The 14268-nt window shown below is 70.8% G+C and carries 13 protein-coding genes; 2 read left to right on the top strand and 11 right to left on the bottom strand.

The features are described from left to right. Positions 1–19: 19 nt before the first annotated feature. From OG588_RS27755 to bldG, 4 genes are all read right to left on the bottom strand, one after another. Positions 20–616, bottom strand: a complete 597-nt coding sequence (locus OG588_RS27755; RefSeq protein ID WP_405949665.1) for a small secreted protein — start codon at positions 614–616, stop codon at positions 20–22. A gap of 195 nt (positions 617–811) precedes the next feature. Next, positions 812–3220, bottom strand: a complete 2409-nt coding sequence (locus OG588_RS27750) for a sodium-translocating pyrophosphatase (RefSeq protein WP_405949664.1) — start codon at positions 3218–3220, stop codon at positions 812–814. Positions 3221–3531: 311 nt separating this feature from the next. After that, entirely contained in the window at positions 3532–3969 is a 438-nt protein-coding gene (locus tag OG588_RS27745) for an ATP-binding protein (protein ID WP_019063897.1), read from the bottom strand. A 118-nt stretch (positions 3970–4087) separates the two neighbouring features. Continuing rightward, positions 4088–4429, bottom strand: a complete 342-nt coding sequence (gene bldG, locus OG588_RS27740; protein ID WP_003975386.1) for an anti-sigma factor antagonist BldG — start codon at positions 4427–4429, stop codon at positions 4088–4090. Positions 4430–4509: 80 nt separating this feature from the next. Here bldG and OG588_RS27735 point away from each other — a divergent pair, with 80 nt between their 5' ends. After that, on the top strand, positions 4510–6999 hold the full coding sequence (locus tag OG588_RS27735; protein WP_405949663.1) for a DEAD/DEAH box helicase: 2490 nt from the start codon (positions 4510–4512) through the stop codon (positions 6997–6999). An 18-nt stretch (positions 7000–7017) separates the two neighbouring features. Here OG588_RS27735 and OG588_RS27730 read toward each other — a convergent pair whose 3' ends face one another. The 7 genes from OG588_RS27730 to ssd form a co-directional block, all read right to left on the bottom strand. Continuing rightward, positions 7018–7437 carry an Rv3654c family TadE-like protein gene (locus OG588_RS27730; protein WP_405949662.1) on the bottom strand — a complete coding sequence of 140 codons (420 nt, stop codon included), beginning with the start codon at positions 7435–7437 and terminating at the stop codon, positions 7018–7020. Between the two features lie 74 nt (positions 7438–7511). Beyond that, positions 7512–7889: a TadE family type IV pilus minor pilin gene (locus tag OG588_RS27725; RefSeq protein WP_366098792.1), complete on the bottom strand. Its 378-nt coding sequence runs from the start codon at positions 7887–7889 to the stop codon at positions 7512–7514. Then, positions 7876–8115: a DUF4244 domain-containing protein gene (locus OG588_RS27720; protein ID WP_393032337.1), complete on the bottom strand. Its 240-nt coding sequence runs from the start codon at positions 8113–8115 to the stop codon at positions 7876–7878. Before OG588_RS27720 ends, OG588_RS27725 begins: the two co-directional genes overlap by 14 nt. 128 nt (positions 8116–8243) lie before the next feature. Further along, positions 8244–9047: a type II secretion system F family protein gene (locus tag OG588_RS27715; RefSeq protein WP_405949661.1), complete on the bottom strand. Its 804-nt coding sequence runs from the start codon at positions 9045–9047 to the stop codon at positions 8244–8246. Between the two features lie 323 nt (positions 9048–9370). After that, the gene (locus OG588_RS27710) at positions 9371–10231 is read right to left on the bottom strand and encodes a type II secretion system F family protein (protein WP_405949660.1); all 861 of its coding nucleotides are present in this window, start codon (positions 10229–10231) and stop codon (positions 9371–9373) included. Positions 10232–10306: 75 nt separating this feature from the next. Then, a complete protein-coding gene (locus tag OG588_RS27705) occupies positions 10307–11644 on the bottom strand; it encodes a TadA family conjugal transfer-associated ATPase (protein ID WP_405949659.1) in 1338 nt (445 codons plus the stop codon). Then, the gene (gene ssd, locus OG588_RS27700) at positions 11641–12744 is read right to left on the bottom strand and encodes a septum site-determining protein Ssd (protein ID WP_405949658.1); all 1104 of its coding nucleotides are present in this window, start codon (positions 12742–12744) and stop codon (positions 11641–11643) included. Before ssd ends, OG588_RS27705 begins: the two co-directional genes overlap by 4 nt. A 584-nt stretch (positions 12745–13328) precedes the next feature. On the opposite strand from ssd, the gene OG588_RS27695 reads away from it, so the two are divergent. After that, positions 13329–14171 (top strand): HAD family hydrolase, encoded by an 843-nt coding sequence (locus OG588_RS27695; RefSeq protein ID WP_405949657.1) that lies wholly within the window; start codon positions 13329–13331, stop codon positions 14169–14171. The last annotated feature ends 97 nt before the right edge of the window (positions 14172–14268 follow it).

The following is a 14268-nucleotide window of genomic DNA, read 5'->3' as shown; positions in this document are numbered from 1 at the left end:
GAGAACAACCGCCTGCGGGTCAGGCAGCCGACGCCGAAGCCGCCGGAGTCGCCGTCTTGCAGGCCTCCTGCTTGGTCATCGCCTTGCCGACATCGCCCTCTTCGAGGGTCTTCAGGGCGTCGTTCCCGCTCGTGCTGAGCTTGTCCAGCGAGGTCGCGATGCCCTTGAGGCCGTCCGCGAACTTCGCCTGGTCCTTGGTGTCGAGCGCGTCCACCTGCTTCTTCAGGGTGGCGTACGACGTGGAGATGCCGTTGAGCTCGTTGACGGCGTCCTGCTGCTTCTTCGCGCCCTTGTCGACGTCCGGCGCCCCGGCGGTGTTCACGGCGGCCCCGATCGCCTTGTAGGCGTCGGACATGTCCTGGAAGGCCTGCGAGTCGGTCTTCTTGACCTCTTCCGGGGTGCTGTTGTCCGAGGTCTCCTTCTGGATCGCCGTGTTGGCGGCCTGGATCTTCTTCGCCTGCGGCTGCACCGCGACGCAGACCTGCTTGGCCCAGGCGTCCAGCTTGGCGTCGCTGTCGTCGCCGCTGCCACCGCATCCCGACAGCGCCAGTACCAGTACCGCACCGCCGGACAGTGCGACCGCGAGCTTCTTGTTCACCGGTTTGGTCCCTTCCATGGCTCTCGGCCCCGGAACATACACGGCGGACGGACCACACCCCCGGGCCCAAGGTCGGATAGGAGACCTTTTGAAGCCATTTGCACCAAGCGAGAGAAGGCTCACGACGAGGGCCTGAACACACACAGAACGGGCGGGCGGCGCCCACAACTCGCGCCACCCGCCCGCCCGTTGAGCAGGACTTCGTAGAACCGCCTACGAAACGACCGCCGGATCCGCCGACTTGGCCGTCCGTTCGCCGTCGTCACCGTCGTCCCCCACGGCGATCCCGCGCCGCTTGGAGATGTACACCGAGACGGCGATCACGAGGAACGCGAGGACCGCGATCGCGATCCGCACCCCGGTGTTCTTGTCGTCGCCGTAGCTGAACTTGATGACCGCGGGCGCGATGAGCAGCGCGACGAGGTTCATCACCTTCAGCAGCGGGTTGATGGCCGGGCCCGCGGTGTCCTTGAACGGGTCGCCGACCGTGTCGCCGATCACCGTGGCGGCGTGGGCCTCGCTGCCCTTGCCGCCGTGGTTGCCGTCCTCGACGAGTTTCTTCGCGTTGTCCCAGGCGCCGCCCGAGTTCGCGAGGAAGACCGCCATCAGCGTGCCGGTACCGATCGCGCCCGCCAGGAACGAGCCCAGCGCGCCGACACCGAGCGTGAACCCGACCGCGATCGGGGTCAGCACGGCGAGCAGTCCTGGCGTGGCCAGCTCGCGCAGCGCGTCCTTGGTGCAGATGTCGACGACGCGGCCGTACTCCGGTGTCTCGGTGTAGTCCATGATCCCGGGGTGCTCGCGGAACTGCCGCCGCACCTCGTAGACCACGGCCCCGGCGGACCGGGAGACCGCGTTGATCGCCAGCCCGGAGAAGAGGAAGACGACCGCGGCTCCGACGATGAGGCCCACCAGGTTGTTGGGCTGGGAGATGTCCATCATCAGGTTGAGTGGCGCGCCGGGTCCCGAGACCTTCTCGCCGACGTCGTTGGCGGCGGTCAGGATCGCGTCCCGGTACGACCCGAAGAGCGCCGACGCCGCCAGGACGGCGGTGGCGATGGCGATGCCCTTCGTGATGGCCTTGGTGGTGTTGCCCACCGCGTCCAGGTTGGTGAGCACCTGCGCGCCCGCGCCCTCGACGTCGCCGGACATCTCGGCGATGCCCTGCGCATTGTCGGAGACCGGCCCGAAGGTGTCCATGGCGACGATCACACCGACCGTGGTGAGCAGCCCGGTACCGGCCAGCGCCACCGCGAACAGCGCCAGCATGATCGAGGCGCCGCCGAGCAGGAACGCGCCGTAGACGGCGAGACCGATCAACAGGGCGGTGTAGACGGCCGATTCGAGACCCAGCGAGATCCCGGCGAGGATGACGGTGGCCGGGCCGGTGAGCGAGGTCTTGCCGATGTCCATCACGGGACGGCGGTTGGTCTCCGTGAAGTAGCCGGTCAGCTGCTGGATCAGCGCGGCGAGCACGATGCCGATGGCCACGGCGACGAGCGCGAGGATCCGCGGATCGCCGTCCTTGCCCTTGATCGCCGCGTCGGTGACGCCGTCGAGGGCGCCGTAGGACGACGGCAGATAGACGAAGACCGCGACCGCCACCAGCACGAGCGAGATCACCGCGGAGATGAAGAACCCCCGGTTGATCGCGGACATGCCGCTGCGGTCGGTACGGCGTGGCGCCACCGCGAAGATGCCGATCATGGCGGTGATCACACCGATCGCCGGCACGAGCAGCGGGAAGGCGAGCCCGGAGTCGCCGAAGGCCGCCTTGCCGAGGATCAGCGCGGCGACCAGCGTCACGGCGTACGACTCGAAGAGGTCGGCCGCCATGCCCGCGCAGTCGCCGACGTTGTCGCCCACGTTGTCGGCGATGGTCGCGGCGTTGCGCGGGTCGTCCTCCGGGATGCCCTTCTCGACCTTGCCGACCAGGTCGGCGCCAACGTCGGCGGCCTTGGTGAAGATGCCGCCGCCGACACGCATGAACATGGCGATGAGGGCGGCGCCGAGACCGAATCCCTCCAGCACCTTCGGCGCGTCGGCTGCGTACACCAGCACCACGCACGAGGCGCCCAGCAGACCGAGCCCCACCGTGAACATGCCGACGACGCCGCCCGTGCGGAAAGCGATCTTCATGGCTTTGTGCGAGACGGCGGTGAGATCCTTTTCGGGCTCACCCTCCGCCGGGGTCGCTTCCCGGGCCGCCGCGGCGACACGGACATTACTGCGTACGGCGAGCCACATGCCGATATAGCCGGTGGTCGCCGAGAACACCGCGCCGATCAGGAAGAAGATCGATCGTCCGGCGCGCTGATTCCAGTCGTCCGCGGGCAGCAGCAGAAGCAGGAAGAAAACGATCACGGCGAATACGCCGACCGTGCGCAACTGCCGCCCCAGATAGGCGTTGGCGCCCTCCTGGATCGCCGTCGCGATCTTCTTCATGCTGTCGGTGCCCTCGTCGGCCGCGAGCACCTCGCGGACCAGGATGACCGCGACCACGAGCGCTGCCAGCGCCACGAGGCCGATCACCATCACGAGGATGCGGTTGTCGTCGGTCAGAACTGCGGCTGCGAGGGTTGTGGGGTGGTCAAACTGCTGAGGGGTAGAAAGCCCCGCCATTCGTCCTCCTTGACGCCTGTGCTGAGCTCAAGATGTGGACGGATTGTAGGTACCGGAACCTGATCAAAACAGTGCGCGGCAAACGGAATTGACCTTCGCATAGTAATGCCTTAAAAGCATTGATGCTTGATCAAATTATCGGGGCGACGATCTGGGCAATGATCGGGGCTTGATCGGAGCGGCGAACTACATTGATCGTGAATGAATTCACGAATTCTGCCGCACCGGGGAAACACCCGGGGCGCACTCTCCCGGAAATGCCGAAGGGCCCTGCTCAGCAGGGCCCTTCGGCTGTGGTGTGCGGCGATTTCTCAGGAAAGCATCGCGGCCGGCGGGGTGGTCGGCCAGGTCATACGGATCGATCCGCCGTGCTCCCCCGCGGTGACCTCGACGTCGTCGACGAGCCCGCTGATGACAGCGAGGCCCATCTCGTCCTCCTCGGTCTCCGTGTCCGGATCGTCGCCCAGGGACCCGGGCGCCTTGTCGCCGGGAGCCGAGCGCGGTGCCTCGTCGCCGACCTCGATGGAGAACTGCTTCTCCTCCTCGATCAGCAGCACCTTCACCGGGGCGGTGATCCCGCTGCTCTGGTGCAGCCCGACGGCGCGGGTACAGGCCTCACCTACGGCGAGTCTGACCTCGTCGAGTACGGCCTCGTCCACTCCGGCCCTGCGCGCCACCGCTGCCGCCACCAGTCGGGCGGTCCTGACGTGCTCGGGCAGCGCGCTGAAGCGGAGTTCAACGGTGGCCATGCATCCCCCTCGGGACTACGGGCGTGCTGTCGGAGGGCCGGGCCGCCGAAAGCCCGGTCCACCGGTCGTCTATACGGCCGATCGGGGAGCGGTCACACGCCGCTCCCGAAACGGTCGGTCAGTCGGTGGCCGCCACCGCTTCCTCGACCGAGGTGTGAATCGGGAACACCTTGGTGAGGCCGGTGATACGGAAGATCTTCAGAATGCGCTCCTGGTTGCAGACCAGGCGCAGCGAGCCCTCGTGGGCACGCACCCGCTTCAGGCCGCCGACCAGCACACCGAGCCCGGTGGAGTCGAGGAAGTCGACTCCCTCCATGTCCACGACGAGGTGGAAACTCCCGTCGTTCACCAGCTCGACCAGCTGTTCGCGCAACTTGGGCGCGGTATATACGTCGATTTCTCCACCGACCTCGACGACCGTACGATCGCCGACGGTACGGGTCGACAGGGACAGGTCCACGGATCCTCCAGCACCTTGCTATCGAGCGGTCATCCCATGGGACACCTCGGCAGAGCCCCCAGGACGGTTCGCCAGCCGCGATGGCATTCAATCACTTACCGCAGGGCGTGCACGACGCCTTGGCTCCATTGTCCGTCACGCCAGTGACACACTCGGTGCCGATGGCCAAGAATCAGCGATCCGATCGACCCTCGGCGAACCCGGTGTCCGGGCTCTCGCCAGGCACGGTTCTGGACCGGCTCGCGTCCGGACCGAGCCGGGCTTCGCGCATCACTCATACGGAGCACTTGCCCCCACGTGAGGGCCGCCATGCCGTCTGGCCTGACCGGATTCGCTCCGAGGTGATCGCCACCGTCCAGGAAGCCGGTATCGAACACCCCTGGGCCCACCAGGCACAGGCCGCCGAGCACGCCCTCGACGGCGAGTCAGTGATCGTTGCCACAGGCACCGCCTCGGGCAAGTCGCTGGCTTATCTGGTACCGGTCCTCTCCGCGCTCCTCGACGGCTCCGAGGCACCGAACGGCCGCGGCACCACGGCGCTCTACCTGGCACCCACAAAAGCCCTGGCAGCGGACCAACTCCGCTCTGTGAAGGAACTTTCACAACCGCTGGGCAATGCCGTTCGCCCGGCCGTGTACGACGGCGACACTCCGTTCGAAGAGCGCGAGTGGGTACGCCAGTACGCCAACTACGTCCTGACCAACCCCGACATGCTCCACCGCGGCATATTGCCCTCGCACCCGCGCTGGTCCTCCTTCCTGAAGTCCCTGAAGTACGTCGTCATCGACGAGTGCCACACCTACCGGGGCGTCTTCGGTTCCCACGTCGCCCAGGTACTGCGCCGCCTGCGCCGCCTCTGCGCCCGCTATGGCTCCTCCCCCGTCTTCCTCCTCGCCTCCGCGACCGCCGCCGAGCCCTCGGTCGCCGCCCGCCGCCTCACCGGCCTCCCGGTGGTCGAGGTCGCCGACGACGCATCACCGCGCGGTGAACTGGTGTTCGCCCTCTGGGAGCCCCCACTCACCGAACTCCACGGCGAGAAGGGCGCACCCGTCCGCCGCACGGCAACCGCCGAGACGGCAGACCTCCTCACCGACCTCGCCGTCCAGGGCGTCCGCTCGGTGGCCTTCGTACGGTCCCGGCGCGGCGCCGAGCTGATCGCGCTGATCGCCCAGGAACGCCTCGCCGAGGTCGACCGCTCGCTGGCCCGCCGGGTCGCCGCCTACCGCGGCGGCTACCTCCCCGAGGAACGCCGCGCCCTCGAACGCGCCCTCCACTCCGGCGAGTTGCTGGGCCTCGCCGCGACCACCGCCCTCGAACTCGGCATCGACGTCTCCGGGTTGGACGCCGTACTGATCGCCGGCTACCCGGGCACCCGCGCCTCCCTCTGGCAACAGGCAGGCCGCGCCGGACGGACCGGACAGGGAGCGCTGGCCATCCTGGTGGCCCGCGACGACCCCCTGGACACGTACCTCGTCCACCACCCGGAAGCCCTGTTCGACCAGCCGGTGGAGTCCACGGTCCTGGACCCGGACAACCCGTACGTCCTGGCCCCCCACCTGTGCGCGGCAGCAGCCGAACTCCCGCTCACCGACGAGGACTTGGACCTCTTCGGCCCGGCGACGGCGGACCTGCTCCCACAGCTGGAGTCCGCGAAACTGCTCCGCCGCCGCGCGAAGGCCTGGCACTGGACGCGCCGTGAACGCGCCGCCGACCTCACCGACATCCGCGGCGGGGGCGGCAAGCCGGTCCAGATCGTCGAGAACGGCACGGGCCGCCTCCTGGGCACGGTCGACGAGGCCGCCTCCCACGCGACCGTCCACGAGGGCGCGGTCCACCTCCACCAGGGCCGCACGTACCTGGTCCGCACCCTGGACCTGGAGGACTCGGTCGCCCTCGTCGAGGAGGCGAGCCCGCCCTACTCGACGGTCGCCCGCGACACCACGGCGATCTCCGTCCTGGAGACGGACATCGAACTCCCGTGGGGCCAGGGCCGGTTGTGCTACGGCTCCGTCGAAGTCACCAACCAGGTCGTCTCCTTCCTCCGCAGACGTGTCATCACCGGCGAAGTCCTGGGCGAGTCAAAACTCGACCTCCCCCCTCGCACCCTCCGCACCCGCGCCGTCTGGTGGACGGTCACGGAGGACCAACTGGACGCCGCCCGCATCAACCCCGAGATCCTCGGCGGCGCCCTCCACGCCGCCGAACACGCCTCGATCGGCATGCTCCCCCTCTTCGCCACCTGCGACCGCTGGGACATCGGCGGAGTCTCGATCCCGCTCCACCCGGACACCCTGCTCCCCACGGTCTTCGTCTACGACGGCCACCCGGGCGGCGCGGGCTTCGCCGAGCGCGCCTTCCACACGGCCCGCGCCTGGCTCACCGCCACCCTCCAGGCGATCGCCTCCTGCGAGTGCGACGCCGGCTGCCCGTCCTGCATCCAGTCCCCCAAGTGCGGCAACGGCAACGAGCCGTTGCACAAGCGGGGGGCGGTGCGGCTGCTCACGGAACTTCTGCGGGAGGCACCGGAGGATGTGCGAGCGGTGCCGGTGGAGAAGGTGGGCGAGGTTTAACGGGCGGCTGCAGCCGGCTCAGCGCGCCGGCAGGGCAGGAACCGGTGGAGGCGCAGGCACCGGTGCTGCCGGGGGCGGTGGCGGTACCGGCCCCGCAGGTCCCGCCCGTGACCTGACCTCCGCCGCGAACGGTCCCCCGCCCGCAGCCGCCGTCACATCCGACGTCTCCCCCACGACCGCGCACCGCACAAGCCGCGTCCCCTGCGCCCGAGCCACCCGCTCCGCCCGGGCGCAGGCCCCCGTACCGCCCTCCGCCCAGTGGTCGGCCGCCGCGAGCGCCGCGAGATCCGCACCGCCGGCCGCCCGGTGCCGGGCCACGACGGCCTGCCCCAGGGCCAGCACGACCCCGAACACGACACACATCACAGCCATCGCACCGAGACTCCACACGGTCGCGGACCCACGGTCGGCGTCACCGTCCGAGTGACGGGATCTCATATGCCGCCCCAGAGCCGGAATCACGCGCCCCAGAGTCGCGACACGGCACCTCACAGCGGCCCGGACACGGCACCTCACGGCCCCGCCCTCCCCTCGCCCACTGTCTCCTCCGCCAACGCCACGGCCTCCTCGCGCACTTCGAAGGGGAGCCCGCTCAGCACCGGCGGTTTCGCGACCACGACGACATGGACCTGGTCGCCCTCCCGGGCAACGGTGACCTTCGCGCCACGCGGTGCCGTGTCCCGGGTCACCTGGACGACCGCGCCGGCCGGGTCCTGCCGAGCCGCGGCCCGGGCGCCAGAGCGGGCCGCGTCCACGCACTGGATCTGCGCGGCCACCACGAGCAGCCCCCACACCAGCGCCATCGCGAACATCACCAGCACGGGCAGCACCACGGCCGCCTCCGCCGTCACGAACCCGCCGTCCCCGCCCCGGCGTTCACACCTTCGCATCGAGGGCCCGCTTCACGATGCTCTGCAACTCCGCGCTGACCGCACCACTGGTCACCACCTTGTAGAGCACCACCGCGAACGCCACCGCCGCGACCAGCCCCATCGCGTACTCGGCGGTGGCCATCCCGGCATCCCCGCGCGCCGAGGCACCCAACCGCGCCCGTACCCGCACCGCTCGCACGGCCCGAACCGCTACTGCCTGCATTGCCTGCACTGCCTTGTACATCTCAACCCCCGTGAGGTTCCTGTCGGTTCACTTGCTCGCTCGGCCAGCCGCTGAGGTTCAGCGATTGCCCGTCATCCGTCAGCCGTTCTTCGTCATACGTCCGTCACCACTCGCTCTCGCTCCTCCCGTCAGCCGCCACCCCCTCCCACCGCCCCGCCCGCGAGCCCAATCACCACGGGCAGCACGCCGATCGCGATGAACGCGGGCAGGAAGCACAGGCCCACCGGTGCGGTGATCAGGACGGCCGCCCGCCGGGCCCGTGCCGTCGCGGTACGGGTCCAGTCGGCGCGGGCCTCCGCCGCGAGCCGTGCGACCGGTCCGGCGGCGGGGAGCCCCGACTCGTCGGCCCGTTCGAGCAGCCGGGCCAGCGGGCCGGCGCCCGGGAGCGCCCCCAACCTCCGCCAGGCGTCAGCCGGTTCACCCCCGAGCCGCACCTCCGCCGCAGCACGCGCCAGCCGTTCCCCCACGGGCCCCGCAAGGGCCTCTCCGACGGCCTGGGAGGCGATCACCGGCGAGGCTCCGGCGGCGATACAGGCGGCCAGCAGATCGGCAGCGAGCGGGAGTTGGCGCGCGGCGGTCGCTGCATCGCGCGCGGCGACGGTGTCGTCGGCCACCTGCCGACGCCGCCACTGCCACAGCCCGACGGCGACAACCGCGCCCACCACCACCCCGGCGATCCCACCGACCAACACCCACCCGGCACCCATCACGCCCACCGCGGGCAACCACCGCCGCGCAACGTCCCGAGCCTCGAACCGCCGTACGGCAAACGACTTTTCCCAGCCCACCCGAGCTTCCCTAAGCAGCAGCCCGGCCAGCCGCCGCCGTGCTCTCCGCTCACATCGCACCCCGTCCAACCACCGCACCACCCACCCCACGACCAACACCGCCCCCAAGACCACCCCCAGCCTGTGGACAACTTCCACACTCACGCCGCCTCCTCTCTCCGACTCCGACCGACTTCCGCTTCCAGTTCCACGCCCACACCACTCCGTGCTCTCACCGAGCGCCGGATCCCCTCAAGCCCCACGACGACCAAGCGATCCCCGGTATCCCGCGAACGCTGATGCCCTTAGGCGCGCGGGGCTGTGGCGATATGCGGCCCCGCCGCGAGGGCGCGCCCAACCCCACGCACCCACACCCCCTCACCCCAACCCCCTTAGGGGCGCGGGGAACTGCGCGACCAGCCCCCACCAACCCGCACCCCGCACACAACCGAAGCCCCCACCCCCAACCCGGCAACCACCACCCCCGCTCACGCCACCTCCACCCCCCGCACGATCCGCAACGCCCACCACAACCCCAAGCCCTCCAGCAACCCCCCGACCACCAGGCACCCCACCCCCGCCCCGCTGTGCAACAGCACCCGCAACGGATCCGCACCCATCGCCGCACCCAGCAACAACCCGAGCACCGGCAACCCGGCGAGCATCACCGCGGTGGCCCACGCCCCCGCCAACTGAGCGCGAAGGTCGGCCCGTTGGTCCCGGTCGGCACGCAACGCCGCTTCGAGCCGGTCGAGTCCGGCCGCGAGCCCGGCGCCCTGATCCACGGCGACCCGCCAGCACGCGGCGAGCCCCACCAGACCGTCCGCGCCCGGTTGCCGCGCCGCCGAGGTGAGCGCACCCGGCACATCCCCACCGAACCGCGCCGCCGCCAACACCCCGGCCTGCGCCTCACCGAGCCCGCCGGAGTCGAGCGCCGCCCGCAACAACGCCTCCCCCGGCTGCCGCCCAGCCCGTACCTCCCCGGCGAGCGTCGAGCACAACGCGATCACCGCGTCGCCCCGCAACTCCCCCGCCCGCCGCGTCTCGCCGGCCAGCCGCACCCGCCGTAGCAACGGCACCCCGACCGCCCCCGCGACGACCGGAATGAACGAGGCACCCAGCACCGCCAGCACCAGCCCGGCACCCAGGGACCACCACTCGGCGCGCAACCGGCCCCGGATCCGCCGCAGTTCGTCCACGGCTCGCTCCCACGAGGGCGGCCCGGCGCCCACCACCCCACCCCCCGCGAACAGCAACTCCGCCCGCCGCGCCCCGGATTGCCGCCCGCCCATCAACCAGACCAGGCCCGCGACACACACCGCGACCACCCCGACCGACATCTCACCCATCCCCACGACCCTCACCGCTCCCGTTCGCTGTCACTACGTCCCGTCCCGCACACCGGAGTCCGTCGCCCACGCCGCCTAACCCCCGTCGCCTCCACCCCGAATCAGCTCCCGCAACCGCTCCCACCCCCGCTCGTACGCGAACGCCTCCGCGCCCCACCGCAGCGCCGGCACCGTCCGCACCAACCCCGACGGATCCCGCTCCAGGACATGCACCTCGGCGATCCGTCGCCGCCCGGCGCGGTCCCGTACGAGATGCAGGACCACCGACAGGGCTGCGGCCAACTGGCTGTGCAGCGCGGCCCGGTCGAGGCCGGCAGCCGTGCCCAGGGCCTCCAGACGGGCCGGCACATCGGCCGCCGCGTTCGCGTGGACAGTGCCGCAGCCGCCTTCGTGGCCCGTGTTGAGTGCGGCGAGGAGGTGGACACACTCCGGCCCCCGCACCTCACCGACAACCAGCCGGTCCGGTCGCATCCGGAGTGCCTGGCGGACCAGGTCCTGGAGCGTGACGAGCCCGGCGCCCTCCTGGTTCGCGGGTCTGCTCTCCAGCCGTACGACGTGCGGATGGTCAGGCTTCAACTCCGCCGAGTCCTCTGCCAGCACAATCCGCTCCCCCGGTCCGACCAGCCCGAGCAGCGCGCTCAGCAACGTCGTCTTGCCACTGCCGGTACCGCCGCTGATCAGGAACGAGAGCCGTGCCTCGATCAGGGCGCGCAGGATGCGGTCCCCGCCCGGCGGCACCGTGCCCGCCGTGACCAGTTCGTCGAGCGTGAACGCGCGCGGTCGTACGACGCGTAGCGACAGGCAGGTGCAGCCGACGGCGACCGGGGGCAGTACGGCGTGCAGCCGGGTCCCGTCGGGCAGCCGGGCGTCGGCCCAGGGCCGTGCGTCGTCCAGCCGGCGTCCGGCCACCGCGGCGAGGCGCTGCGCGAGCCGTCGTACGGCCGCCGCGTCCGGGAAGACGACGGCGGTCAGCTCCAGTCCGCCGCCCCGGTCGACCCACACCCGGTCCGGAGCCGACACCAGGACGTCGGTCACCGAGGGGTCGGCGAGCAGGGACTCCAGTGGGCCGCTGCCCACCAGCTCGGACCGCAACTGCTCAGCCGCGCCCAGTACTTCGGCGTCCCCCAGCACCCGCCCCTGCTCGCGCAGCGCCTGCGCCACCCGCGCGGGCGTCGGCTCACCCCCGCTCTCGGCCAGCCACCGCCGCACCCCGTCGAGCAACCCCGGCTCGCCGCTCACCCCGGCTCCACCCGAGGCCCATCGGTCCGAAGCGCCCACCCGCTTCACCGGGACACCTGCCGAACCGCCGTCCCCGAAGGAGGCCCCCCGCGACGCACCCGCCGAACTGCCCGTCCCGGCAAGCCCAGGCACTCCACTCCCCGCACTCCCGGTACGCCCCGCCAACCCCCTCATACGCCACCCACCTCGACCAACGCCCGCTCCAGGAACTCCCGGCAGAACCGTGCCAACGGCCCCCGCCCCACCGCCCCCGGCGGCGACTTGCCCTCGTGCGGCCGCAACAGCCCCGATTCGACCGGCACTTCACCGGCCAGCGGCAGACCGAGGAGGCGGGACACCTCGCGGTCGTCGAGGCCGGGGGCGTACGGACCTCGTACCGCCACGCGCAGGTCGCGCAGGACCATGCCGACGGCCGACGCCACCCGTCCGGCCGCCGCGACGGCGCGCAGTTCGGCGGGGACCACCAGGAGGCCCACATCGAGCTGGGCGAGGGCTTCGGCGACCCCGTCGTCGATACGGCGGGGCAGGTCGACCACGACCGTGCCGCCGCGCCGTCGGGCCGCGGCGAGCACCGCCCGCACCGCCTGGGGCGGGATGGCGACGCAGTCGCCGCGGTCCCAGCTGAGCACCCGGAGCGAGTGGAGTTCCGGAAGGGACTCCTCCAGGGCACCGCCGCCGACCCGGCCGCGCGAGGCGGCGAACGCGGGCCAGCGCAGGCCCTCTGCCGTCTCGCCGCCGAGGAGTACGTCGAGTCCGCCACCCAGCGGATCCGCGTCCACCAGGAGCGTGCGCAGCCCCTCACGCGCGGAGGTGACGGCGAGGGCGCACGCGAGCGTGGACGCTCCGGCCCCGCCGCGACCGCCGATGACGCCCACGGTGAGCGCGGGGCGACCGACGCCCTCGGCCACGTCGGCGATGCGGTCGACCAGCCACTGCTCGCCGTCGGGCAGCATCAGGACGTGATCGGCGCCGATCTCGACGGCTCGCCGCCAGACCCCGGAGTCGTCCTGGTCCCGGCCGACCAGCACCACCCCACGTCGGCGGGCGGCCCCACGCACCCGGCGGGCCGCGTCGTCGCCGACCAGGACGAGCGGCGCCGTCTCCCAGCCGCCCCGGCGCTCCGGCACCCCGTGATGGACTTCGGGCGTCGCGCCGGCCGCCGCGCACAGGCGCAGCAGGTCGTCGAGGAGCTCGGCGTCCTCGGTGACGATCAACGGTCCGCCCTGTCGCCCTCCGCCGGCGGGCGGCGGATCGTGTGTGACAGTTCCGGCCATGTTTTCCATCCCCCATCGCTGTGTCTCTCGCGTCACCCCTGCGGTCCCGCGATTTCCAAAGGTGTGGAGAACCGGCGACCGGCCCTCCATATGCACGGCCGACAGAAACCGGCCAAACGCGTCCGACAAACGGAACGGGCCATGAACTCGCCGCAAGCGAGGACGCGTTGCAATCACGGTGCGGGCATCGCGGAAATCATGTGGATCTTGGTCGAAAACTGTGGACAACTCCGGGCCTGTGAATATCGCCTTCACCCATACCGGTGACCCCAGTACTGCCCTCTGTGCGAGTTCCGCAGCGCAGTCCGCCAACTACCCACAGTGACGAGTCCCGGGCATGAAAAAGAGGCGGCACCAGCCGCCTCGGGATGGCCTCACGACCACGTACAGGGAGGGAAAACGCGTCCGGACATGCGACGACCCCCACCGGGGGGGAGAGTGGGGGTCGCCTTCACGGCCGACTCGGGGGGGAGGAGCCGGGCCGCGTTAGCACGGTCGCGAACGATCCGTGACTTCCATGGTGTACCCGAGAGGCCTCTCAGGCAAACCCACGCGCCTCACCTTACGCCGAATGGGCTGCGCCTATGCTCTGGGTTGTGGAAAACCACTCCTTGCCTCGCACAGCAGCCTTCTTTGACCTGGACAAGACGGTCATTGCGAAGTCGAGCACGCTCACCTTCGGCAAGTCCTTCTACCAAGGCGGACTGATCAACCGCAGGGCCGCCCTGCGGACCGCCTATGCGCAGTTCGTCTTCCTCACCGGCGGCGCCGACCACGACCAGATGGAGCGGATGCGCAAGTACCTGTCCGCACTCTGCCGCGGCTGGAACGTCCAGCAGGTCAAGGAGATCGTCGCCGAGACGCTGCACGACCTGATCGACCCGATCATCTACGACGAGGCGGCCTCCCTCATCGAGGAGCACCACACCGCCGGCCGCGACGTGGTGATCGTGTCCACGTCGGGCGCCGAGGTGGTCGAGCCGATCGGTGAACTCCTGGGCGCGGACCGGGTGGTGGCGACCCGCATGGTCGTGGGCGACGACGGCTGCTTCACCGGCGAGGTGGAGTACTACGCGTACGGCCCGACGAAGGCCGAGGCGATCAAGGAGCTGGCGCAGTCGGAGGGGTACGACCTCGACCGCTGCTACGCCTACAGCGACTCGGCGACCGATGTGCCGATGCTGGAGTCCGTGGGCCACCCCTACGCCGTGAACCCGGACCGCACGCTGCGCCGCGAGGCACTCGCGCGCGGGTGGCCGATTCTGGACTTCAACCGCCCTGTCCGGCTCAAGCAGCGGCTGCCCACGCTCTCCGTACCGCCCCGCCCGGCGCTGGTCGTGGCCGCGGCCGTGGGTGCAGCGGCGGCCACGGCGGGGCTCGTCTGGTACGCGAGCCGACGCAGGGCGGCGACCGTTTACGCCGGTTAGTGACCCTTTGAACGTAAAAGTAAAGAAGCACAGCGAGGGGTTCCGCTTCCCTCAGGGCTGGAGTACAAAGGATTCCACGGCCCGCGAGACCAAGGAC

The organism is Streptomyces prunicolor, from assembly GCF_045162825.1.
Taxonomy (GTDB): domain Bacteria; phylum Actinomycetota; class Actinomycetes; order Streptomycetales; family Streptomycetaceae; genus Streptomyces; species Streptomyces prunicolor.
The sequence above is the reverse complement of the archived record's forward strand: the minus strand, read 5'-3'. Positions and strand labels throughout refer to the sequence as shown.

Coding starts and splice junctions, on each gene's coding strand:
- OG588_RS27755 (WP_405949665.1), bottom strand. CDS start 616: ATGGAAGGGACCAAACCGGTGAACAAGAAGCTCGCGGTCGCACTGTCC.
- OG588_RS27750 (WP_405949664.1), bottom strand. CDS start 3,220: ATGGCGGGGCTTTCTACCCCTCAGCAGTTTGACCACCCCACAACCCTC.
- OG588_RS27745 (WP_019063897.1), bottom strand. CDS start 3,969: ATGGCCACCGTTGAACTCCGCTTCAGCGCGCTGCCCGAGCACGTCAGG.
- OG588_RS27735 (WP_405949663.1), top strand. CDS start 4,510: ATGGCATTCAATCACTTACCGCAGGGCGTGCACGACGCCTTGGCTCCA.
- OG588_RS27730 (WP_405949662.1), bottom strand. CDS start 7,437: ATGAGATCCCGTCACTCGGACGGTGACGCCGACCGTGGGTCCGCGACC.
- OG588_RS27725 (WP_366098792.1), bottom strand. CDS start 7,889: ATGCGAAGGTGTGAACGCCGGGGCGGGGACGGCGGGTTCGTGACGGCG.
- OG588_RS27720 (WP_393032337.1), bottom strand. CDS start 8,115: ATGTACAAGGCAGTGCAGGCAATGCAGGCAGTAGCGGTTCGGGCCGTG.
- OG588_RS27710 (WP_405949660.1), bottom strand. CDS start 10,231: ATGGGTGAGATGTCGGTCGGGGTGGTCGCGGTGTGTGTCGCGGGCCTG.
- OG588_RS27705 (WP_405949659.1), bottom strand. CDS start 11,644: ATGAGGGGGTTGGCGGGGCGTACCGGGAGTGCGGGGAGTGGAGTGCCT.
- ssd (WP_405949658.1), bottom strand. CDS start 12,744: ATGGCCGGAACTGTCACACACGATCCGCCGCCCGCCGGCGGAGGGCGA.
- OG588_RS27695 (WP_405949657.1), top strand. CDS start 13,329: ATGCTCTGGGTTGTGGAAAACCACTCCTTGCCTCGCACAGCAGCCTTC.